Below are 21915 nucleotides of genomic sequence, written 5' to 3' on the forward strand. Positions count from 1 at the left end.
GGCGGGGCTCAGTGCAGCACCAGGTGGACGAGGGCGACGGTGCCGACCGACACGATCAGGGTGCGCAGGACGGCGGGGCTGAAGCGGCGGCCCGTCCGGGCCCCGATCAGACCGCCCAGTGCGGAGCCCACGGCGATGAGCAGGACGGCCGTCCAGTCGAACTCCGCGAAGAAGAGGAAGAGCACAGCGGCGACGGTGTTGACGACGGCGGCCAGCACGTTCTTGACGGCGTTGAGCCGCTGGAGCGTGTCGTCGAGCAGCATGCCCATCAGGGAGACGTAGATGATGCCCTGCGCGGCGGAGAAGTAGCCGCCGTAGACGCTGGCGAGCGTCAGGCCGGTGAACAGCAGCGGGCCGCCGTCCCGACGGACGGGACCGCCTGCCGGGCGACGGCGGCGCACCCACTTGGAGATCAGCGGCTGGCAGGCGACCAGGACGAGGGCGAGGCTCACGAGGACCGGCACGATCCGCTCGAAGGCGGATGCGGGCAGGGTCAGCAGCAGGACGGCGCCCGCGAGGCCGCCCAGTACGGCACCGATGCCGAGCAGCAGGACCCGGCGTCGCTGCCCGCGGAGTTCCTCGCGGTAGCCGACGGCCGCGCTGATGGAGCCGGGGACCAGGCCGAGCCCGTTGGACACCGTGGCGGTGACCGGGGGCAGGCCGGTGGCGAGCAGGACCGGGAAGGTGATCAGCGTTCCCGAGCCGACGACGGCGTTGACGGCGCCCGCGCCCGTACCGGCGGCGAACACGGCCGCCATCTCGCCCGGGGTCACAGTGCCGCTCCGCCGGCATCGCCGAGTCCGGCGTTCCTGGTGAGGTTCATGGGATCACGCTAGAGGGTGGTCGGTTCGGCGGCCGTCGAAGGGTGGCGGATGACCGGGAACGAGCAACGGCGGCGGGATCCGGGCCGGATCCCGCCGCCGTTCGCCGGTCGTGCCGGTGCTGTCCGTCAGCCTCGCCGGACGCGGCGGAGGACGACGAAGCCCGCGATGACCAGGACGGCGCCCGCCGCAGCCGGCCAGAGCTGGGCGCCGGTGTCGGCGAGGCCGCCGCTGCCGACCGCCTGCGGCTCGGTCCGGGACGGGAGCGACGGGGTGGGAGCGGCGCTGGTCGCCGTTCCGACGGCCTGGGACTGGCCGAGGCCGTCCGTGTCCTCGCCGGCGTCGTCCTTCGAGCCGCCCTGCTCACCGGCGTTCGCGGTGCCGCCTTCGGGCGTGGGCGTCGCGAACACCTCCGGTTCGTCGGTGCGCGGCGCGGCCGTGGGCGAGCCGTCCTGCTCCGGCTGCTGCGGCTGCTCCGGCTCGGGGGCCGGCTTGTCCGTCGCCGGCGGCTCGGCGGCCTCGCCCTTCCCGCCGTCGCCCTTCCCGCCGTCGCCCGTGTCGCCGGGCTTACCGCCGGTGTTGCCGTCCTGCGGGGCGTCCGGAGTGCGGGTGGGCTGCTCCTGCGGGGCCTCGGGGCTCTTCGTCGGCTCTTCGGGGGCCTTCGTCGGCTGCTCCTGCGGCTCCTCGCCCGGCTTGTCGCCGGGCTCGGCGCCTGCTCCGGCGCCGCACTTGCGGCCGTCGTTGATGCAGTCGGCCATCTCCCCCATCAAGTCCTCGTCGAAGACGTTGATGAAGTCGCCGTGGTCCGTGACCGGCTTGTGCAGTTGCTCCGGGAAGGAGTCCACCGCGAACAGCGGTGTCGTACGGCCGCCGTCCTCGAGGCTCGGCGCGTCGACGTCGTAGACGATGCGCTGGACCAGCTGCGGGATGGGCCGGAAGCCGGACGGGCAGTTGCCGGCGGCGTCCGTGAACGCCACGTGCGTGCGGTGGTTGGCGCTGTCGATGTTGCGGCCGTCCCAGCAGCTCTGGAACTTGAAGGTGCGCACCACGTCGCTGCCCTGCGGGCACAGCGGGTACTTGTCCTTCAGCTGCCGGTCCTCGAAGCCCGTGCAGCTCCAGGAGGCGTTGGCGTTGGCCGGGCCGTTGACGAACGACTTGGCGTCACCGGTGATGATGCGCAGCAGCCGCGGCATGGCGGTGACCTTGCCACGCGGGTTCCCCACGAAGGTCAGCGTGACCTGCTTCGGCGTGACGATCTCGCCGGCGTTGCCCTCGATGCCGCCGCCGGGCGAGTTGGCGTCCTGCTCCTGGGAGCCGTTCTGCAGGCGCAGCACCGGCCAGTAGTAGGAGGACTTGTCGCCCGGGTCGACGCAGCTCGTCTCGGCGTTCGCGAGGTCCTGGTCGCTGGCGAAGGCGTTGTTGGCCTGGTTTCCGACGTAGTCGTGGAAGTGGTGGGCGCCGTTGGTGACGCCCGGGGCGGCGATGATGTTGTCGGAGTTGAACAGGCCGTTCTCGTTCACGCCGCAGTCGGTGACGAAGGAGCCCCGGGAGGCTTTCGACCCCTGGCGGGGAGTGCCGGCGTTGGGCTGGACGCCGGTGATGGACGCGAAGTCGGCGGCGACGGGGCCGTTGCCCGCCTGTCCGCCGTTGCTGCCCTGACCGCCCTGGCCTTGGCCGTCACCCTGCTCCTGGCCGTCCTGCCCCTGCTCCTGGCCGGGCTGTTGGTCGCCGTTGCCGTCCTGGTCTTCGCCCTGCGCGGGGGCCTGGTTGCCGGAGTCCCGTACCGTGCAGGCGGCGAGGGCGTCGAGCCCTTCGGGGCGGTCCCCCACCCGGTCGATGGCGATCGCGATGCGCTCGAGGGTCGCGGCCCGCTTGTCCTTCAACGGGTTCATGATCGCGCTGTCGGCGAAGCCGGAGTCCTGCCGCACCTGCTGTGCGGACTCGCTCAGGCGCTGGTAGGCCTTGGCGATCTGCTCGTCCAGGAGGGCCAGTTCCTTGTCGACCTCCCCCCGGGCCTGCTCCGGGACCGACGTCAGTTTGCTGCCGACGTCCGGGCAGTCGATCGTCGAGCCCGCGGTCCGGACCCCCGTACCGGACCGCGTCTGGGCGGAGTCACCGCCCGAACCGCCGTCGGTCGCGGAGGCGTAGACGTTCGCGGCCATCAGGCCGCCTCCGCCGAGGATCAGTGCGAATGCGGCGAAGGTCGCGCGTCGTGGGCCGGTAGGGCGTCTTCGCGTGTTGCGTCCCAAGGGTGCTCTCCTGCGCTTGTGGCGTACCGGGCATGAAAATCCCCTCGCCCCATACGTACGGGAGCACCGGCGTGTTCACGCGTGTCGAAAATTTTCGGAGAACTCTCATGAAGCCGCGAAACACCTGAACCCCGCCGGTCCCATGGGCCGGCGGGGAACCGCAGGTCAGCGGAAGTTCACATCGCTGCACAGGAAGTAGGTCTGGTCCATGTGCGACGCCTGCCAGATCGTGTAGACGACGTGCCGGCCGCTCAGGCCCGAAGTGCTCACGGGGATCTCGTAGTTCTGGCTGGGCGCGTACTTGCCGGTGCGCGCGACGAGCCGGAGGTCGCTCCAGGTCAGCGGCTGGGTGGTGGGGTCGAATCCCTGCCGGGTGACGTACACCTGGAAGTAGTCGGCGCCGTGGCTGGCCTGGTCGTACAGCTTCACCGTGAAGTTGGCGCCGATGTCCGTCGTCTTCCAGGCGCCCACCGTGTCCAGGGAGTTGTACCGGCCGCCCTCGGTGCGTCCGCCGCTGCACAGTTGGCCGTCGGGAACCACGGCTTGGAAGTTGCCGCCCGAGCCGTTGCGGTACAGGCCGTTCCAGTTCCACATGGCGTTGGGGTTGTCCTGCCACGCCTGCCAGCACATCGGGTCCTGTTGGGCCATCGCGGGATTCTGGAAGTCGCTCCCCCAGCGCAGCCAGCAGCCGTAGTTGCGGGAGGCCGGGTCGACGACCGAGCCGTGGGCGACGGCGGTGCCGCTCCAGGGGATGAGGCTGAGCAGCGCGGCGACCAGGACACTCAGGGCGAGCGTCAAGCGGGAGCGAACTCTACGATCATGACCATGACAATTCATGATCTCCTTCTTTCGGATGTGGGGGTGTCGTGCTTTCTCTGTGTCTTCGTGGGGAGTGCGGCAGCGCGTGGGAGCGCTCCCGCACAGCACAGGCTGCGCCCGATGACGCGGGTGGGCAACGTTCGATTGCGCCACTTCCGCACCCGCTGGCGCGTTCGATGCGTTCGACGCCGCAGCGTCCGCACCTGCGCGGGTCTTCGGGAAAACACCTGGGTGTGGCCCTGGGTCCATCCGACCGTCAGGTCGCTCCGGCACTTTTCACCTGTCTGGGTCCCAACTCCTCAGGAGTCACATGTCTGCCCCCAACCGTCGAGGCGTCCTCATCGGCGCTGCCGGCGCTGGTGCCGGTCTCACGATCGCCCCGGCCACGGCGTTTGCCGCCTCGCAGAGCCCAAAGCGGCGCGAGCCTCTGGCCGCCGGACCCGGCAAGAAGTGGGACCTCGACGGCAACGCGCAGCGCTTCCGCGGCAACACGTTTGTCTGCCCCGTGCCCCAGGACTCGGCCTTCTTCCACGCCGAGACCGAGGCGATGGGGATCATGAAGCGGTCCTCCATCGCCGATCAGTACGTCTGCCTGCCGCACCAGAGCATGCACATGACGGTGTTCGATGCGACGACGCAGGACACCGTCATCGACAAGCAACTCCCGGCGTGGCTCGCTGACTGCGCGGACGTCTCCGAAGTGTCCCAGCGGATCCTCGCGCGCCTCCAGAAGTCGACGCTGACCCCGGTGGGCCCGATCACGATGGAGGTCAAGGAGTTCGGCCCCTTCGACGCCGGCTTCACGATGGAGCTCGCCCCGGCCGACGATGCCACCTTCAACAGGCTCTGGACGATCCGACGGGAGCTGAACGCCCTGCTGGAGCTCCGGGCATCGAACTTCGAGACCTACCAGTTCCACTCGACCCTCGGTTATCGCCTGGTCAAGCCGCTGGCATCCGACGTGCCGCCCATGGAGCGACTGGCTGCGAAGTGCTCCGCACTCTTCACCGGCGAGGCCGCCACCGTGACCCTGGAGCACCCGGCGTTCAACCTCTTCGACGACATGCTGGCGTTCCCGCAGTTGTGGCGGCTGCCGAAGGCGTGATCCGCCGTTACCGACCGGCGTTCAGTGGTGCGGAAGGGGGGCCGTGCCAGTCCAGGCACAGGACGGTGGCGTCGTCTTCCGGGTGACCGTTACAGGCGTCGGTGACTGTGGTGGCCAGATTGCGCGCGACCTCGCGCGGGTGCTCGCCGGCGGTGTCACGGATGAGGCCGGGGAGGTCGACTTTTTGCGCTTGGCGCTCTTGCATGCCGTCGGTGTAGAGCACGAGGCGGTCACCGGGGCGCAGGTCGAGGTTCTGCACCTTGTAGGGGCCCTTGTGCTCGGCGACGCCGAAGGGCAGGTTCACTGCGAGGCGCAGTTCGTCGACCGTGCCGTCGCGCAGTCGTAGGGGCCAGGGGTGGCCCGCGTTGACGAGCTGGGCGCCGGTCCCGTCCAGGGCGATGCGCAGCAGCTGGCCGGTGGCGAAGGTCCGTCTGCCGTGGTCGAGGAGGGCCTGGTGGGTCTGGCGGGCCTGTTCGGCGAGGCCGGTCCCGGCGCGGCGGGCGCCGCGGGAGGCATTGACCAGGAGGGTGGCCATGAGGGCGGCGTCGACGTCGTGGCCCATGGCGTCGGTGATGGAAAGGTGCAGGGTGTCGGGGTCGACGGCGTAGTCGTAGGTGTCCCCGGCGATGTCGGCGGCCGGAACGAGGGCGCCGGCGAGGGCGAACTCGGCGGCCTCGCACGAAGGGGCCGAGGGCAGCAGCTGGCGCTGGATCTCCGCGGCCAGGCTGACCGAGGTGGTGCGGTTGCCCCAGTGGTAGAGGTCGGTGAACCGGCGGTCGGTGACGATGATGTACGCCAGCGCGTGCGCGGCCTCTTCCACTTGCTCCAGCACGTCCTGTGTGACCTGGGGAAGGAGCAGTTCCAGGACGCCGACGGCGTCGCCGCGGTTGGTGACGGGGGCGAGCACCCGCTGCCCGTGCTCGCCCTCCGGAGCCTGCACCAGTTCCTGGGCGCGCAGGACCTCGTCGTAGATGCTGTCGTCGAAGGGAACCTGTTCGGCGCGGCGCTCCTGTCGCGTAGCCGCCTCCTCGCTGACCCGCAGCAGGCGCTGGCCGACGACGTCGACGCACAGGAACGACACGTGCCGCGCGCGGAACCGGTCGCGCAGGTTGCGCGCCACGGCATCGAGGGAGCCCACCGGTGCGGCGTCCTCCGCCGTTGCCAGCACCTCAGCCAGTCCGATCCGATCGCGTGCCACGTCAGCCTCCTTTTGGGTTGCCAACTCGTTTTCCCGCCGACGCGACAGGCGCAGCACGGCTGTGACACATGCCTCAGCCTGTAGACGCCGGAACAGGTAGGACCCCCGGAGACGTCACCCCCGCACGCCTGATGCGAAGGTTCGGGGGTAAACGGGTCGCAGCACGTTTGGGTACCAGGGGGGTGGGCCGGCATGGAGCAGACGGCGGGCGGTGAGGGCGAGCAGTCTCTGGTGGAGACCGTCGTATCGGTGTCGGGGGCGTTCGAGAGCAGCGAGGACATCGCCGTGGCCCGCGATCTGGCTCGCAGCTTCCTCAGCGACGTCCAGGCCGTGCACGGGCTGCCGGTGTCCGGGCGCGCGATGGGCATGGTGCAGCTCGTGGTCAGCGAGCTGGTGACCAACGCCCGCAAGTACGCACCCGGCCCGTGCCTGCTGACGCTGGAAGTCAACGGCGGCGCGGTGGAGGTGACCGTGTGGGACAGCAACCCGACGCCGCCGGCCATCCTCGCGCCCGACCCGATGCGGATCGGCCAGCACGGGCTGGAGATCGTCATGGCGGTCGGCCAGAGTTTCGCGGTCCACCGCGAACCCGTGGGAAAACGGATCACCACGACCATCGCGCTGGCCGACGATCCGGGCGGGGACGTCACCGGCCGGCGGCTGTGACGGCTTTCGGCCTACCTGGCCTTTCCCGCGCCGCCTCCCGCGGCGCCTCCCGCGGCGGACAAGAGGGGCAGGCGAGCCGGCCGGTCATCGACATGGCTGCGCGCGGTGGCCGACGCGGTGACGGCCGCGATGACCGGACACCGAACCGATGCGGCATGAGACCAGGGCGGGCGGGTAAACGTCCGGAGCCGGCTGGGGAAGGGCCATGAAGCCTGGGGAGGTCGAGGGCCCTTCCCTACCGACAGAGTCCGGCGCCCCTGGGGATCTGCGCGCACAACGGCCGCAGCCGTTGAAGTCGGATCATTGTGAGCCCAGCTGTCAGGGCCGGTCGAGTTCCTTCGTGGTGCGGCCGAGGTAAGTGGCCGAGCCGGGCTCGGGGACGTCGAGCTCGTGGAAGCCCAGGCGGTCGTAGAAGGCCCTGGCCCGGGTGTTGGCGGTCGCCATGGCGAGGTGGACGGCCGGCACTCCCTTGTCCTGGAGGGTCGCCAGGAACGTCCGCATCAGGCGGCGGCCGTGGCCGCGCCCCTGCCACTCGGGCAGCAGGTCGATGTGCAGGTGGGCGGGGTAGGCCACGAGTTCGGGCAGCACCATCCGCTCGGGGTCGTGCAGCAGTCCCGCCATCGCCTCGTCCGGCGTGCAGGGCGGCCGCGGCGGCTTCGGGTAGCGGTCGGCGACCAGCGGCAGCCAGGTGGCGCGGAACGCCTCGGCGAAGCGCGGGGTGTCGGCCGTGCCGAGGATGTAGCCGACCGCCCGCCCCCGCCCGGCGTCCAGCACGAAGGCCAGGTCCGGCTCCAGATGGACGTACGGAGCCGCGAAGGTGGCCGGGAAGATGCCCGGGTCCGTGTAGTGGGGGCGGCTGTCCTGGCCGTTGTGCGCGGTGCGGACGCAGATGTCGTCGAGGGCCGGACGGTCCTCGGGGCGGTACGGGCGGATGGCGGGGAGCTTGGTCATGGCGGCATCGTGCCCGTGCTGGGAGCGCTCCCTCAACCTGATTCGGGGAGCTTCCGAAGGCCCCTGAAACCGGCCGATGCTGTGCGAAACTCCGGCCATGACCACCGTGACCCGGTTGCGCAAGGCCGCGTCGCCCTCCCGGAGGCGGAAGAGGGGACGCACTTCGGCATGGTCGCCTTCACCGTGCGGGGCAGGGGTTTCGCCTCGGTGACGAAGGACGGCAGGGTGCAGCTGCAGCTGCCGCAGGAGGAGAACGACGCCGCCCTGGCCGCGCATCCGGCCGGTGACCGCCTCGTGCGCCGGGGCACGCCGGTCGGTTTCCGCGTACCGCTCGCCCACAACGGCAAGGACCTCAACGCCCTGGTCCGGCGGCCTGGTTCAGCCGCGCCCTGAAGCGGCTCGCGGCGGGGGCTCGCCCTGCGGGGGTGAATGACTCACGAATGGCCGACGCCGTTGGTCCGAGCGCGGCTTAACTGCCCAGCTCGGGGTTACCCGGCCCCCATGGTGAAGCTGCATATTCCGGGACGAAAAGAACATCACGAGTCCGAGGCTCCGCCGCAGGACGCCGCCCCTGCGCGCGCTCCCGCTCCGGCGGGGAAAGAGCCCGGTCCGGCCGCAGAGAAGCCCGCTCCGAGGGCGGACGAGGAGCCCGGGCCGGGGCCCGAGGTGGAGCGGGCAGCGCCGGACAGCCCGAGTGAGCTCCCCCGGAAGTCGTGGGGCGCGGTGCTGAAGGGGAGCCTGCGGGAGTTCAAGGACGACGAGCTGACCGACCGGGCGGCCGCGCTCACGTACTACGGTGTGCTGGCGCTGTTCCCGGCGCTGCTGGTGCTGGTGTCGCTGCTGGGCATCACCGGCAAGTCGACCACCGACAAGGTGCTCGAGAACGTCCAGCAGTTCGCCCCCGGCTCGGCGCGCGACATCATCACCCGGGCCGTCGAGCAGTTGCAGGGCAACGCCGGAATCGGCTCGCTGATGGCGATCGTCGGTCTGGTCCTCGCGGTGTGGTCGGCGTCCGGCTACGTGGGGGCGTTCATCCGCTCCGCCAACGCCGTCTACGACATGCCCGAGGGCCGGCCGGTGTGGAAGCTGCTGCCCGTGCGGGTGGCCGTGACGGTCGTGCTGATGGTGCTGGCCGTGATCAGCGCGCTGATCGTGGTCTTCACGGGGGCGCTGGCCCGGCAGGCGGGAACCGCGCTCGGGATCGGGGACACGGCGCTGACGGTGTGGTCGATCGCGAAATGGCCCGCCCTGGTGCTGCTGGTCACGATCATGATCGCGATCCTGTACTGGGCGACCCCGAACGCCAAGGTGAAGGGGTTCCGCTGGATCACGCCGGGCAGTCTGCTGGCTCTGCTCATCTGGATGATCGCGTCGGCCGGCTTCGCGGTCTACGTGGCCAACTTCGCCTCGTACAACAAGACCTACGGCACGATGGCCGGCGTCATCGTCTTCCTGGTGTGGCTGTGGATCACCAACCTGGCGATCCTGCTGGGCCTGGAGTTCGACGCCGAGGCGGTCCGGCAGCGGGCCATCGCCGGTGGTCATCCGCCCGAGGCGGAGCCGTACACGCAGCCGCGTGACACCCGTGCGTGGGACGAACAGGACCGGCGCCGCATGGAAGGGACCTGATCCCTTCAGCCCATGAGTCCGGCGGCTACTGTGGCGCCCAGTTCCCAGCACCTCTCGATGTCGTCCTTGCCGGGCTCGCCGGTCACGGTCACGGCCTCGGCGGAGCGGCGCCAGCCGAGGCCCGTCGTGATCGACTCGACGCCCCGCACGGCTCCGGTGACGTCGTTCCCGCCGTGCACCCAGTAGCCGAAGGGCCGGCCACGGGTCGCGTCGAGGCAGGGGTAGTAGACCTGGTCGAAGAAGTGCTTGAGGGCGCCGGACATGTAGCCGAGGTTCGCGGGGGTGCCGAGGAGGTAGCCGTCGGCGGCGAGGACGTCGGAGGCGGTGGCGGCCAGCGCCGGCACGCGGACGACCCGGACGCCCTCGATCTCGGGGTCGCTCGCCCCGGAGACGACGGCTTCGAACATCGCCTGGCAGTTGGGCGAGGGCGTGTGATGGACGATCAGCAAGGTGGCCACGTCACCCGACCTTACAAGTCGTGACGACCATGAGTGCCTCGCGCGAGAACTGGTACCCGTCCGTCGTTCTCCGTACGAGAAAGAGAGGTACCCCCTTGTCACAGGTAGAGGAATCCATCGAGGTCCGCGTCCCGGTGCACACCGCGTACAACCAGTGGACGCAGTTCGAGGACTTCCCCCGGTTCATGGACGGCGTGGAGCGCATCGAGCAGCGCACCGACACCCTGACGCACTGGGTCACCAAGGTCGGCGGCCAGGAGCGGGAGTTCGACGCGGAGATCACCGAGCAGATCCCCGACGAGCGCGTCGCCTGGACCACCGTGAACGGCGAGGCCCGGCAGGCCGGTGTGGTCACCTTCCACCGGATCCAGGACGACACGACCAAGGTCATGCTCCAGATGGAGTTCGACCCCAGCGGCGTGACCGAGACCGTGGGCGACAAGCTCGGGTTCGTGAAGCGGCAGGTCTCCGGTGATCTGCGGCGGTTCAAGCAGTTCATGGAGGCCCGTGGGACGGAGACCGGGGCCTGGCGCGGCGAGGTGTGATCAGCGAGAACGGCGGCCGCCACCACTGATCGTGGTGGCGGCCGCCTTCTGCCGCCTTCTGTCTTTCTACCTTCTGTCTTTTTACGCCGCAGCCGGCCGGGCCGTCCCGCTCTGCAGCCGTTCCCGGGCCTGCTGGGTCAGGTCGTTGAGGCGCAGGGCGAGTCGTGCCGCGGCGTCGTAGAGGGTGTGGACCGCCTGGAGGCGTTCCAGGCGCGGGGCCAGCGCCGAGAGGGCGATGGCCAGGGCCACGCCGGCCCAGCCCACCGGACCCAGCGGGGTGCAGCCGAAGAAGTGGCTGACGCCGGGCGTCTGGACGAGGGCGGCCAGCACGGCGGCGGAGCCGAGGGCCGTGACCCACACCAGGGGGCTGTGGCGCCGGCCGGAGAGGGTCTGCACGAGCTGGGCGCCGACCACACCGCACAGGGCCATGGTGGTGGACCGTCGTTCGGTGCCGGGGGTGAGGCGGCCGATGAGGTACGCCGTGACCGCGCCGAGGCAGGTGGTGACGCCCCGGCGCCGGATGGAGCGCAGCAGCGGCGCGCCGAGGACGTCGAGACCCATCGGGCCGGTCGCGGCGTGCTCCGCCGTCGAGGGGTCGTCGCTCGGCGTGACCGCCACCGCCATGGCCGGGAACATGTCGGTGAGCAGGTTGACCAGCAGCAGCTGACGGGTCGACAGGGGCGAGGCGCCGGCCAGCAGGGTGCCGAGGACGCTGAAGCCGACCTCGCCGGCGTTGCCGCCGATGAGGATGCTCACCGCGTCGGCGACGCTGCGCCACAGGGCACGTCCCTCGGCCACCGCGTCCACCAGGACGGACAGGTCACCGGAGGTGAGCACGAGGTCGGCGGCGTTGCGGGCGGCGGCGGAGCCGCGGGCCTCGACGCCGACTCCGACGTCGGCGGCGCGGATGGCGGCGGCGTCGTTGGCGCCGTCGCCGGCCATCGCCACGACCCGCCCGGCCTGTTGCAGGGCCTCCACGACATGCAGCTTCTGCTCGGGTGCGACCCGGGCGACGACGCCCGCGCCGCGCAGCACCCGGACGCGCTCGCGGCGTTCCATGGCGACGAGTTCGTCGCCGGTCACCGCCTCGGTCTCCTCCGGCCAGCCCAGCTGCAGGGCGATGGCGCGGGCGGTCTCCGGGTGGTCGCCGGTGAGCATGACGGGCAGGATGCCGGAGCGGCGCAGTGACGCCAGCAGCGCGTGCGAGGTCTCGCGCGGGACGTCGGCGAGGGCGACGAACCCGCTGAACTCCAGGTCTGCGAGCGGCGCGTCGAGTTCGGCGTCGGCGTCGCCGGCCCGGCAGGGGCGCCGGGCGACGGCGAGGACGCGCAGCCCCTGTCCCGCCAGTTCGTGGGCGGTGTCGGTCGTGCCGTCGGGGAGGTCCCGGCAGGCGGGCAGGATCGTCTCCGGGGCGCCCTTGACGACGAGGAGTTCGCCGAAGTCCGGGTCGCCGTCGCGGCCGACCGCGGCGGCGTAGCCCCGCCGTGTCTCGAAGGGCAGCTCGCCGGTCGGTGTCCAGCCCTCGTCGGGCGGGGCGACGTCCAGGACGGCCTCGTCGGTGGCGTGCGCGACCCGGCGGCCCTGGCCCGTCTCCTCCTGCGGACAGGCGCGGGCGGCCAGGCGCAGGAGCGGCAGGGCCTGTTCGGTGTCCACCGGCAGGACGGTGCCGTCGGCGGTGGCGACGCGGACCAGGCGCAGCTTGTTCTCGGTGAGGGTGCCGGTCTTGTCGAAGCACACGGTGTCGACCCGGCCGAGCGCCTCCAGGGTGCGCGGGGTGCGGACCAGGACGCCGCGCCGGGACAGCCGGCGGGCGGCGGCCATCTGCGCGACCGTCGCGACGAGCGGGAGTCCCTCCGGCACGGCGGCGACCGCGACCGCGACACCGCCGCTGACGGCACGTCGTACGGGGCTGCCGCGCAGCAGGGACAGCCCGGTCACGGCCGCGCCACCGGTGAAGGTCACCGGCAGGGCCTTGCGGGTCAGTTCCTGGAGCCTGGCCTGGACGCCTGCGGGCGGCGGGGTGCGGGCGGCGAGCGTGACGGCGCGGCCGGCCTCGGTCTGGTCGCCGGTGTCGACGACGAGGGCGGTGGCGCGCCCGGCCACGACGGTGGTGCCCTCGAACACCATGCAGGTGCGCTGGGCCACCGGCAGGCCGGGGGTGGCCTCGAGGGCCTTGGTGACCGGCAGGGACTCGCCGGTGAGGGCCGACTCGTCGACCTCGAGACCGTCGACGTCGAGCAGCCGGGCGTCGGCGGGCACGACGTCGCCGGCGCCGAGGGTGATCTCGTCGCCGGGGCGCAGCCGGGCGGCGTCGACGGTGACGGTGCGCCTGCGGCCGTCCCGCCTGCGGGCCTTGGGCTGCTGCCGGGCCGCCAGCCGGGCCAGCGCCTGTTCGGCGCGCAGCCGCTGGAGTCCGCCGGTCACGGCGTTGAGGTCCATGGCGCCGACGACCAGCAGCGCGTCGACGAGCGAGCCGAGCAGCGCCGAGGCGACGGCGCCCGTGGCCAGGACGGGCGTGAGCGGATCGTCCAGTTCACGGCGTACGGCGCCGGCGGCCTGCCAGGTCCAGCGGACGGGGGTCATGGCCGGGTGGCGGCCGACGCGAGCGGCGTGTTGCCGCGAGCGGTCGGCGAGCAGGGCGAGTCCGGTGGGCTCGACGTCGCTGTCGGGGCGTCCCAGCCGGTCACGGGCCTCGTGGGGTTCCAGGGCGTGCCAGGGGATGTGCAACCGGGGCGGAGGCGGGGTGGCCCGGGCCACGCGGGTGGCTTCGAGCCAGCCCGCGAGCAGGGCGTTCGCGGCGGCGATGTTGACGGGGGCGTGCCGGGTGAGGGGCCACAGGAGCCTCCGGCCCGGGGGCTGTCCGCCGCGCGCGACCAGGAGCCCCGAGAGGGCCGCCCCCGCGCGGGCCAGGGTCTGCGAGCGGCGTCCGACGCGCCGGGCCGCCGGGATCGCCGTCAGCAGCCGCCAGACGTCGGCGAGTCCGCCCGGGGCCAGCGCGTCGACGCCCCAGGCGACGGCCGCGCGGTCGTCGGTGAGGGCGATCGCCACGTCGCCGGCGGGCAGTCCGGCCGCCACGTGCCCGTCGCCGGACCCGTCCAGGCGGGCGACGGTCACCACGACGTGCCCGTCGTCCTGGAGGGCCCGTACGACGTCGCCGAACGGCTTGGCGCCCGGGGCGACCTCGTCGGCGAGCCGGGTGATGTCCCTCAGGTCGGAGCCGCCGGCGATCACGACGTGCAGTCCTGCCCGGCGGGCGGCGTCGAGGACGGCCTCCGCGAAGGGATGGACCGGGTCGTCGGGCAGCCCGTCGGAGTCGCGTTCGGCGTCCTGCCGCCGGCTGCGCAGGGCGTCGGCGTGCAGGACGAGGGCGTCGGCGATCTCCAGCTGGCGCAGGCGCTCCGCGCTGCGCACGAGGATCCCGGCCCGGGCGAGGAAGGTGCCGAGGGTGGCGTTGAAGGCGGCCGGTCCGTACCGGGCCGCCTTCGGGGAACCGGCGAGGACGGCTTCGGCCGCTTCCCTCGCGGAGTGTGTGACGAGGAGGGTGGCGGCGGCGCCGGCGAGGCTGCCGGTGCTGGCGTGGGAGGCGTACTCCTGGGCGGGCGTCACCTTGAGCGGCGGCCGGGTGTCCGGGGGGCAGGGCAGGCTGGTGCGCTGCTCGTGGCAGATGTCGTCGTGGAGTGCCTCGAAGGCCGCGGCCCTGGCCACCGCCTCGGTCAGCTGGGTGCTGCGCAGCAGACCGTCGAGCACGAGCGCCAGCGGGGTCTGGCCGACGCCGTGTGCGGCGGCATTGGCGGTTGCGAGGACGAGTTCCATGCCGTGGGTGCCGAACCGCTGCCGGAGCAGGGCCCGGAAGCGGGGGTTCTCCCGCAGCAGTGTGACGGTGGCGGTGACGATGCGTGAGGTGGGCGGCAGGCGCAGGGACCGGCCGGCCAGCGCGCCGGCGGCGCCTGCGGCGTCCAGCAGGACCGCCGCCGCGGTGAGGCGCACCTCGCCGGGGTCGCCGGGGTGGGTGGCCTCCTCGGCCTCCGGGTCGGCGCCCTCGGTCAGGCCGAGGCGGGCGGCGAGCGCGGTGGCGCGCTCGCTGACGCGGTCGGTGACGGCGTCCTCGGCCACGGTGATCACCAGGCGGGACAGTCCCTCGTCCCAGTACGCCGCGATGACGTCCGGGTGGTCGAGCAGTTCCCCGGCGACCTTGCGGGCGATGCCGCCGATCTCGCCGTCGGACCGCCGCAGGGCGACGTGGACGCGCTGCCCCGCCTTCCAGTGCTGTCCGCCGGACAGGGCGTTGCGCGCGACGTTGCGGACGCGCCGCGTGGTGTCGTAGGCGGACGTCACGCCCTGGGCGGTGCTGCGGGCGGCGCCTGCCGCCGCCCCGGCCATGGCCCCGACGAGCGGGGCGACGTCGAAGCGTGTGAGCATCTCCTGCTGTCCCGACTCAGCCGGTGGGCCGGCTGTCGTGTCCGTGCCGGTGGGCCTGCTCCGGGTCCGGCTCCTCACCGTGCGGGCCGTGGTGCGCGGTGGCTTCGGCGACCTGCTTCAGTGCGGAGGCGGTGACGGTGTCGCCCACCTTGGCGGGCTGTTCGTGAACGTGGTGTTCCGGCCGGTCGTGCCGGTAGTGCGAGGCGGCGAGTTTGTCGCCGGGGCCGTAGGAGGAGGTGCCCTCGTCGTCCGGCCTGACCTGGACGCCGGCGCGGCGTTCTCGGGCCCCGGCGGTCTGCGTGCCGCCGTTCGCCGACGCGCCGTCGGGTCGCTGTCCGGGCTTCGGCTGGGTCAGCCAGGCGACGGCCGCGCCGGTCAGCGCCACCGGCCACTCCACCACTCCGGCCACGCCGAGCACCCCGGCACCGGCGTAGACGGCCATCCGGCGCCCGCGCGGCGACACCGCGCCGATCCGGTCCAGGGCGTCTCCGGCCACCTTGCCCACCTGCTCCGCACCCGGCAGATGCCTCAGTCCCGAGGCGACGGCCCGCAACGGCTGCGGAAGATCGGGCGAACGTGTTGTGTCCTGGTTCATGACGACCTCCACAAGCGCGTTGTCCAGCGGCTTCCACCGGTTTCCCAGCTCTCTGCCCCATATTCCGCCTTTGCTGGAGCGAGTGCTTGTCGAGTTCGGCCGAGGTCTCAGCCGAGGGCTCGGCCGAGGCCCCGCAGGACGGTCTCGCCGTCGTGGACGCCGCCCATGCAGCGCTTGGTGTACGACTGCCATCCCTCGCCCACGGCGGAGATGACGATCGAGCCGCCACCGGCGATGCACTGGCTCGCGGTGACGTCCGCCGGGCGGGCCGCGGCGTGCGCGGGCGCGGCGAGCACCATCCCGGCCAGGGTGGTGAGCAGGGCGTACGGCAGCTTGTTCAGCCTGTTCACGGGGGCTCCTTCGTGCGGGGAGGGGGCGTCGGTGCCATGCCAGCGTCACCAGGGCGGGCCAGGGCTGCCACCGGACGTGGTCCGCCCGGGCCGCAGCGCGGAGGAGGGTCCGGCTGCCCGGCAGTTCCGTCGATGTGGTCGCCCGCTCGCCGCGCAGCATGATGTCCGGCGTGCCGGCGCGGGCGACCATGGTCTGCGGACGTCCTCCCCGCACCGGCCCCGTCCGCGGTGGCCGTCGTGGCCCTGCGTGCCGGCGTGGACCAGGGCGGCCGCACGGATGTCATGGGGGGCGTCCGACGAGGCGGGCGAGGTGGCGTGGCGGCCGGGCCGCGGGGGCCGTAAGCCGCGGGGCCGTACGAGGTGCACTGTGCGGCACGTCCGTGGGGGCGCCGTGGTGGACCACCTCGGTGACAGGCCGGGGCGGTAACAGGCCGGGGCGATGACAGAGCCCGGGCGTTGACAGAGCCGGGGAGGCTGGGCGCGCCGGTCTGGCGGTGGGCGCGGCTCGTAGCGGCCGGCGCCGCCGACGCGGCTCGGAGCGGCCAGCCCGGCTCAGCAAGGCCCGGCCCGGCTTGGCCCAAGCTTGGCCCGGCCCAGCCCGGCTCGGCCCAGCCCGACCCGGCCCAGCTCGACCCGGCCCGGCCCGGCTCGGGCTATCGCGGCTCGGATCGGCCGACGCGACTCGCCGCGGCCAGCCCTGGTCGTCGCCCAGCCCTGGTCGTCGCGGCCAGCCCTGCCCGCCGCAGCCAACCCTCCCCGTCACAGCGCCCCTCCCCGCCGCAGCCAGCCCTCCCCCCTCGCAGCACCCCTCCCCACCACAACCAGCCCTCCGTCGCGGCCGGCGTCAGCGGCAAGTGGCCCTCGGCTCGGGGCCCGTCGGAGACCTCCCGTGTCGGTGTGACGGCTCCGGGTACTCAGTGCAGGCACGCAGGCCGTCACGGGTCCGGGCACCGCGCGGCGGCGGGTGCCCGGTTCGGCGAATGGAGTGGTCATGACGCAGAACGGTGATGACGCGACGCTCGTCCGGCGACCGGGAATCCCCGATTTCCGGCTGGCCCCGGACGGACCCGAGCCCGCGCCACCACAGGACCCGCAGGCCGACGAGCCGCCGCAGGAGCTGCCCCTGGACCGCAACCAGGCGATCCTGGAGGCGGCCAAGCAGGTCGGTGCCGTGCTGAAGCGCAAGGGGCATCTGTTCGCGCTGGCCGGGAGCGTGGCCGCCTACGCCCACGGCGGCGAGAAGAACCTCCAGCACGACGTCGACTTCGCCATCCGCCCCGAGGACGCGGACGCGGTGGCGGCCACGCTCCGCGAGGCCGGGCTGACGGTGTACAGCCCGCCGGAGGACTGGCTGATCAAGGCCACGTGCTTCGGCCAGCCGGTGGACATCATCTTCGAGCTGGCGCACCGGCCGGTCGGCGCGGACATGCTGGAGCGGGCGGAGGAGGTCTCGGTCGACTCGGTGCGCATGCCCGTGCTTGCCCCGACCGACCTGCTGTGGAGCCTGATCGCCGCGTTCTCCGAACACCACTGCGACTTCGGCGCGGCCCTGCCCATCGCGCGTGCCCTGCGCGAGAAGGTCGACTGGGAGCGCGTGCGGCGCGAGTGCGGGGACGCGCCCATGCCCGCCGCCTTCTTCTTCCTCCTGGAGCGCCTGAACGTCATCTGATCGCCTCTGATCGGAAGGAACATCCATGAGTACCCACGGCCCACAGCACACGGGCGGCGGGGAGCCGGCGCAGAACCTGGACTACCGGATCGCCCACCTCCAGGACCGCCTCGCCTCCGGTGAGCTCGGTGAACTGGGCGTCCGGGTGGAGGCCCGCGGCCAGACGGTGCTGCTCACCGGCACCGTGCCCTCGGCGCCCTGCCGCGAGGAGATTCTGCGCACCGTCCACGAGGAGCTCGCCGGGGTCCCGGTGCACAGCGACCTCGTGGTCACCGAGACGTCCTCCCCCGACCATGCGGAGGAACTCGCATGATCCGCATCGCAGCCGTCGGAGACATCCATCTGGGGCCCGACGATCAGGGCCTGCTCCGTCCCGCCTTCGAGACCCTGCCCGAGTGCGCCGACCTCCTGCTGCTGGCCGGGGACCTGACCCGGCACGGCACTCCCGAGGAGGCGCGGGTGGTGGCCCGGGAGATCCAGGACCTCGGGGTACCGGTGGTCGCCGTGCTGGGCAACCACGACCATCACGACGACCGGCCCGACGAGGTCACGGCCATCCTCCGGGACGCCGGCGCCCATGTCCTGGAGGGACAGGGAACGGTCGTGTCGAGCGGCGGGGCACGGATCGGCGTGGCCGGTACCAAGGGGTTCGGCGGCGGCTTCGTCGGCCGCTGCGCCGGGGAGTTCGGCGAGCCGGTCATGAAGGAGTTCGTCAGGTACTCGCGCCGGTGCGCCGACGGCCTGCGAATCTCCCTGGAGCAGCTGGGCGAGGAGGGCTGTGACGCGCGGATCGCCCTGACGCACTTCTCCCCCGTCCCGGACACGCTGGCGGGCGAGCCGCTGGAGATCTATCCGTTCCTGGGCAGCTATCTGCTGGCCGAGGCGATCGACACCGCCGGTGCCGACCTCGCGGTGCACGGGCACGCACACGCCGGCACGGAACACGGCATGACGAGCGGCGGCGTGCGGGTGCGCAACGTCGCCCAGCCGGTCATCGGGCGGGCCTTCCACGTCTACCATCTGCCGGTCCGCGACCACGCCACCACCGGGGCCGCCGCACACGCGGCCCACTAGACAGCCGAGTCACCCATCCGCCGCCGGCCGACGCCGGCGGCGTTCTCGTGTCCCGTTCCGCTCTCGTACCGCCTCTGGTGTGAACGCCCCGCAAGTCGCTCCGTTATCAGGCATTTTGTCTGCTTAGCATGCTTGCTCCGCGCCCCGTACGAGAGGACAACAGATGGCGCTGACGGGCCGTCGAAGAACACCGTCCGAGCATGCTTTCTCGCCGCACGACGCCGTACTGCGCACCGCGGCACCGCACGTCGCCCGCCGTCGCTTCCTGACCGTCACCGCGGCGGCCGCGATGCTCGCCTTCTCCACCAACCGGCCGGCCCGCGGTGCCACCGCCGCTCCCGAACTCGAGGCGGCGCGGATCACGAACGACCCGTTCACCCTCGGCGTGGCATCCGGGGACCCGCTGCCCGACTCGGTGCTGATCTGGACCCGGCTCGCTCCCGAGCCGTTCGCGGAGGACGGCGGCCTGGGCCGGCAACGGGTCGCCGTCGAGTGGGAAGTGGCCCTGGACGAGTGGTTCGTCATCGTCCAGCACCAGGGGGTGGCCACGGCCCATCCCGAGTACGCCCACAGCGTGCACGTCGACGTCAAGGGCATGATGCCGGACAGCCACTACTACTACCGGTTCCGGGTGGGCACCTGGATCAGCCCCGTCGGCCGCACCCGGACGGCACCGGCCGAGGGCAGTGACACGGACAGCCTGCGCCTGGCCGCCGTCGCCTGCCAGGCCTACCAGGACGGCTACTACACAGCCCACCGTCATCTGGCGCAGGAGGACGTCGACGTAATCTTCCACCTCGGCGACTACCTGTACGAGTACCCGGTGGACTCCGCCGGCGGGGACCGCCGCTACACCGACCGCAAGCTGCCCGACGTGTTCAACCGCGAGACCACCACGCTTGCGGACTACCGGCTGCGCTACGCGCTCTACAAGAGCGACCCGGACCTGCAGGCCGCGCACGCCCGGCACCCGTTCGTCGTCACCTGGGACGACCACGAGACCGAGAACAACTACGCGGGCGCCGTCGACGAGAAGGGCGGTCCCGCTGAGCAGTTCCTGGTGCGGCGTGCCGCCGCCTACCGGGCGTACTGGGAGAACCAGCCACTGCGTGCCGAGCAGCTGCCGCAGGGGCCCGACGCCCGGTTGTACCGCCGGCTGGCCTGGGGCTCGCTCGCCCAGTTCGACATCCTCGACACCCGCCAGTACCGCTCCGACCAGGCCTACAACGACCGACCGCACGCGCCGGGTCCCGAGTCGGACGACCCGGCCCGCACCCTCACCGGCGCCGCGCAGGAACGCTGGCTGCTGGACGGCTGGCGGAACTCCGCCGCGCTGTGGCATGTGATGCCCCAGCAGGTGTGCTTCTCCCAGCGCAGGTTCGACCTGACCGCGCCGGCCCGGGTCTCCATGGACGCCTGGGACGGCTACCGCGCCTCCCGCAACCGCGTCATGGCGGGCGCGAAGGCCGCGGGCGTCGACAACTGGATGGTCCTCACCGGCGACGTCCACGTCGGGTACGCCTTCGACATCAAGGACGACTTCGACGACCCGGCGTCCAGGACGCTGGGCACGGAGCTCACCTGCACCTCCATCGCCAGCGGCGGGAACGGCGCCCAGAAGCCCACCGAGTGGGACACGTACATGAAGGCCAACCCTCACATGAAGTTCTTCGACGGCCGGCGCGGCTACGTCCGGGTCGCGCTGGGCCGCGAGAACGCGCAGGCCGACTTCCGGACCGTCTCGGCCATCACGACGCCCGGGGGCGCCGTCTCGACGGCCGCGTCCTTCGTCACCGAGGTGGGTTCGCCCGGCCTGAAGTCCGCGTGACCCGCCTGACGTCCGCAGTACTGCAGTTGGCTCCCCTTCCCCGCGCCCAAGCGCGAAACGCGGCGGCCCGGGACATCACTCCGGGCCGTTCCGGCAAGGCCTATGGCCTTGCGACAGTTCCACCGTGAGCGAAGGAGACACACCGAATGGTCCACAGACATGCCGTGACCGGCCGCCGGGCGGCCCTGACCGCGCTCGGCGCGCTCGTCGCCACCGGGATCCCCCCGGCCGTGGCGGCCGAGCCGACGCCCCCTGCGGGACCTCTGCCCTCGGCCGCCCAGACCGTCGGCGCCGACCGGGCACCGGCGTCGGTACTGCGTGCTCTGCAGCGCGACCTCGGGCTGACCCCGGCCCAGGCGTCCCGGCGGCTGGTCAACGAGGCGGAGGCGGGCACCCGGGCGGGACGGTTGCGCAACGCGCTGGGCAACCGTTTCGCGGGGGCCTGGCTGCGCGGCACGACGTCGCAGGAGCTGATCGTGGCGACCACCCACGCGACGGATGTGGCCACCATCAAAGCCCAGGGCGCCAAAGCGGTCGTCGTGAAGAGGACGCTTCGCGATCTCGTGGCCGCCAAGCGGAAACTGGACGCGGCGGCGCGCCGCGTCAGCACCCGTGACACGCCCCTGTGGTACGTCGACGTCCCGGCGAACCGGGTCGCGGTGGAGGCCACGAACAAGGCCGCGGCCGCCGCATTCGTCAAGGCCGCGGGCCTCGACGGCAAGAGCGTGGGCGTCAAGGTGACGGCGAACCGGCCGCGCCTCTTCGCGGAGATCACGGGCGGCGACGCCTTCTACATCGACGGCTCGGCCCGCTGCTCGGTCGGCTTCTCCGTCACCAAGGGCCAGCAGCAGGGCTTCGCCTCGGCGGGCCACTGCGGCAAGAGCGGCGCCAGGACGACCGGTTACAACAACGCGGACCAGGGCACGATCCAGGCTTCCACGTTCCCCGGCAAGGACATGTCGTGGGTGGCCGTGAACGACCAGTGGACCACCACCGCGAACGTGCGGGTCGAGGGCGAGCAGAAGGTGCAGATCACCGGCTCGGTCCAGGCGCTCGTCGGGGCCGCCGTCTGCCGCTCCGGCTCCACCACCGGGTGGCACTGCGGCCAGATCGAGCAGCACGACACCAGTGTCAGCTACGCCGAGGGCAGGGTGGACGGGCTGGCCCGGACGACGGTGTGCGCCGAGCCGGGCGACTCCGGCGGGCCCTTCGTCGCGGGCGTCCAGGCGCAGGGCGTGACCTCCGGCGGCACGGGCGACTGCAGGAGCGGGGGCACCACCTTCTACCAGCCGATCAATCCCCTGCTCAGGGACTTCGGCCTCACGCTCAAGACCGCCGCCGCCCAGTCCGCGGCACCGCAGGACAAAGTCACGCAGGCGTGGGCCGCCGGACGGGTCTATGAGGCCGGTGTCACGGTGAGCCACGCCGGTGTGCGCTACCGGTGCCTGCAGAGCCACCAGGCCCAGGGCGCGTGGGCACCCGCCCGCACTCCGGCCCTCTGGCAGCGGGTGTGACGCAGGGTCAGGACTGTCCGCCGAC

19 protein-coding genes are annotated in these 21915 nt (G+C 72.4%); 10 read left to right on the plus strand and 9 right to left on the minus strand.

Annotated elements, in window-relative coordinates:
- Positions 1-8: 8 nt before the first annotated feature.
- The 3 genes from MQE23_RS01120 to MQE23_RS01130 form a co-directional block, all read right to left on the minus strand.
- Positions 9-773, minus strand: coding sequence for a sulfite exporter TauE/SafE family protein (locus tag MQE23_RS01120; RefSeq protein ID WP_243377888.1), 765 nt, complete (start codon positions 771-773; stop codon positions 9-11).
- A 176-nt stretch (positions 774-949) separates the two neighbouring features.
- Positions 950-2983, minus strand: a complete 2034-nt coding sequence (locus tag MQE23_RS01125; protein ID WP_243382425.1) for a DUF1996 domain-containing protein — start codon at positions 2981-2983, stop codon at positions 950-952.
- 252 nt (positions 2984-3235) lie between these two features.
- Positions 3236-3907: a lytic polysaccharide monooxygenase gene (locus MQE23_RS01130; RefSeq protein ID WP_243377889.1), complete on the minus strand. Its 672-nt coding sequence runs from the start codon at positions 3905-3907 to the stop codon at positions 3236-3238.
- A 292-nt stretch (positions 3908-4199) separates the two neighbouring features.
- Here MQE23_RS01130 and MQE23_RS01135 point away from each other — a divergent pair, with 292 nt between their 5' ends.
- Complete coding sequence (locus tag MQE23_RS01135) at positions 4200-4994, plus strand: DUF1868 domain-containing protein (protein ID WP_243377890.1); 795 nt, start codon at positions 4200-4202, stop codon at positions 4992-4994.
- A gap of 7 nt (positions 4995-5001) precedes the next feature.
- Here MQE23_RS01135 and MQE23_RS01140 read toward each other — a convergent pair whose 3' ends face one another.
- Positions 5002-6192, minus strand: a complete 1191-nt coding sequence (locus MQE23_RS01140) for a PP2C family protein-serine/threonine phosphatase (RefSeq protein WP_243377891.1) — start codon at positions 6190-6192, stop codon at positions 5002-5004.
- A gap of 192 nt (positions 6193-6384) precedes the next feature.
- Here MQE23_RS01140 and MQE23_RS01145 point away from each other — a divergent pair, with 192 nt between their 5' ends.
- Positions 6385-6858 carry an ATP-binding protein gene (locus MQE23_RS01145; protein WP_243377892.1) on the plus strand — a complete coding sequence of 158 codons (474 nt, stop codon included), beginning with the start codon at positions 6385-6387 and terminating at the stop codon, positions 6856-6858.
- Positions 6859-7176: 318 nt separating this feature from the next.
- Here MQE23_RS01145 and MQE23_RS01150 read toward each other — a convergent pair whose 3' ends face one another.
- Positions 7177-7809, minus strand: a complete 633-nt coding sequence (locus MQE23_RS01150; protein ID WP_243377893.1) for a GNAT family N-acetyltransferase — start codon at positions 7807-7809, stop codon at positions 7177-7179.
- A 168-nt stretch (positions 7810-7977) separates the two neighbouring features.
- On the opposite strand from MQE23_RS01150, the gene MQE23_RS01155 reads away from it, so the two are divergent.
- A complete protein-coding gene (locus MQE23_RS01155) occupies positions 7978-8202 on the plus strand; it encodes a hypothetical protein (RefSeq protein ID WP_243377894.1) in 225 nt (74 codons plus the stop codon).
- Between the two features lie 108 nt (positions 8203-8310).
- A complete protein-coding gene (locus MQE23_RS01160; protein ID WP_243377895.1) occupies positions 8311-9438 on the plus strand; it encodes a YihY/virulence factor BrkB family protein in 1128 nt (375 codons plus the stop codon).
- A gap of 5 nt (positions 9439-9443) precedes the next feature.
- Here the strand turns inward: MQE23_RS01160 and MQE23_RS01165 are convergent, their stop codons facing one another.
- Positions 9444-9896 carry an NAD(P)H-dependent oxidoreductase gene (locus tag MQE23_RS01165; RefSeq protein WP_020270687.1) on the minus strand — a complete coding sequence of 151 codons (453 nt, stop codon included), beginning with the start codon at positions 9894-9896 and terminating at the stop codon, positions 9444-9446.
- A 95-nt stretch (positions 9897-9991) separates the two neighbouring features.
- On the opposite strand from MQE23_RS01165, the gene MQE23_RS01170 reads away from it, so the two are divergent.
- Positions 9992-10441, plus strand: a complete 450-nt coding sequence (locus MQE23_RS01170; protein WP_243377896.1) for an SRPBCC family protein — start codon at positions 9992-9994, stop codon at positions 10439-10441.
- An 81-nt stretch (positions 10442-10522) separates the two neighbouring features.
- Here MQE23_RS01170 and MQE23_RS01175 read toward each other — a convergent pair whose 3' ends face one another.
- The 3 genes from MQE23_RS01175 to MQE23_RS01185 all read right to left on the minus strand — a co-directional run bounded on the left by MQE23_RS01175 (position 10523) and on the right by MQE23_RS01185 (position 15805).
- Positions 10523-14860 carry a cation-translocating P-type ATPase gene (locus MQE23_RS01175; protein WP_243377897.1) on the minus strand — a complete coding sequence of 1446 codons (4338 nt, stop codon included), beginning with the start codon at positions 14858-14860 and terminating at the stop codon, positions 10523-10525.
- A gap of 16 nt (positions 14861-14876) precedes the next feature.
- The gene (locus MQE23_RS01180) at positions 14877-15455 is read right to left on the minus strand and encodes a hypothetical protein (RefSeq protein WP_037667634.1); all 579 of its coding nucleotides are present in this window, start codon (positions 15453-15455) and stop codon (positions 14877-14879) included.
- A 107-nt stretch (positions 15456-15562) separates the two neighbouring features.
- Positions 15563-15805 (minus strand): hypothetical protein, encoded by a 243-nt coding sequence (locus tag MQE23_RS01185; RefSeq protein ID WP_020270683.1) that lies wholly within the window; start codon positions 15803-15805, stop codon positions 15563-15565.
- 991 nt (positions 15806-16796) lie between these two features.
- Between MQE23_RS01185 and MQE23_RS01190 the strand changes: the two genes are divergently transcribed.
- The 5 genes from MQE23_RS01190 (at position 16797) to MQE23_RS01210 (ending at position 21890) form a co-directional block, all read left to right on the plus strand.
- On the plus strand, positions 16797-17474 hold the full coding sequence (locus MQE23_RS01190) for a nucleotidyltransferase family protein (RefSeq protein ID WP_037667622.1): 678 nt from the start codon (positions 16797-16799) through the stop codon (positions 17472-17474).
- Positions 17475-17499: 25 nt separating this feature from the next.
- Entirely contained in the window at positions 17500-17787 is a 288-nt protein-coding gene (locus MQE23_RS01195; RefSeq protein ID WP_020270681.1) for a BON domain-containing protein, read from the plus strand.
- On the plus strand, positions 17784-18548 hold the full coding sequence (locus tag MQE23_RS01200) for a metallophosphoesterase (RefSeq protein ID WP_020270680.1): 765 nt from the start codon (positions 17784-17786) through the stop codon (positions 18546-18548). Before MQE23_RS01195 ends, MQE23_RS01200 begins: the two co-directional genes overlap by 4 nt.
- Before the next feature lie 163 nt (positions 18549-18711).
- Positions 18712-20376, plus strand: a complete 1665-nt coding sequence (locus MQE23_RS01205) for an alkaline phosphatase D family protein (RefSeq protein ID WP_020270679.1) — start codon at positions 18712-18714, stop codon at positions 20374-20376.
- A gap of 146 nt (positions 20377-20522) precedes the next feature.
- The gene (locus MQE23_RS01210) at positions 20523-21890 is read left to right on the plus strand and encodes a carbohydrate-binding protein (RefSeq protein WP_243377898.1); all 1368 of its coding nucleotides are present in this window, start codon (positions 20523-20525) and stop codon (positions 21888-21890) included.
- Positions 21891-21915 lie beyond the last annotated feature (25 nt).

Source organism: Streptomyces sp. HP-A2021 (assembly GCF_022807935.1).
GTDB lineage: Bacteria > Actinomycetota > Actinomycetes > Streptomycetales > Streptomycetaceae > Streptomyces > Streptomyces afghaniensis.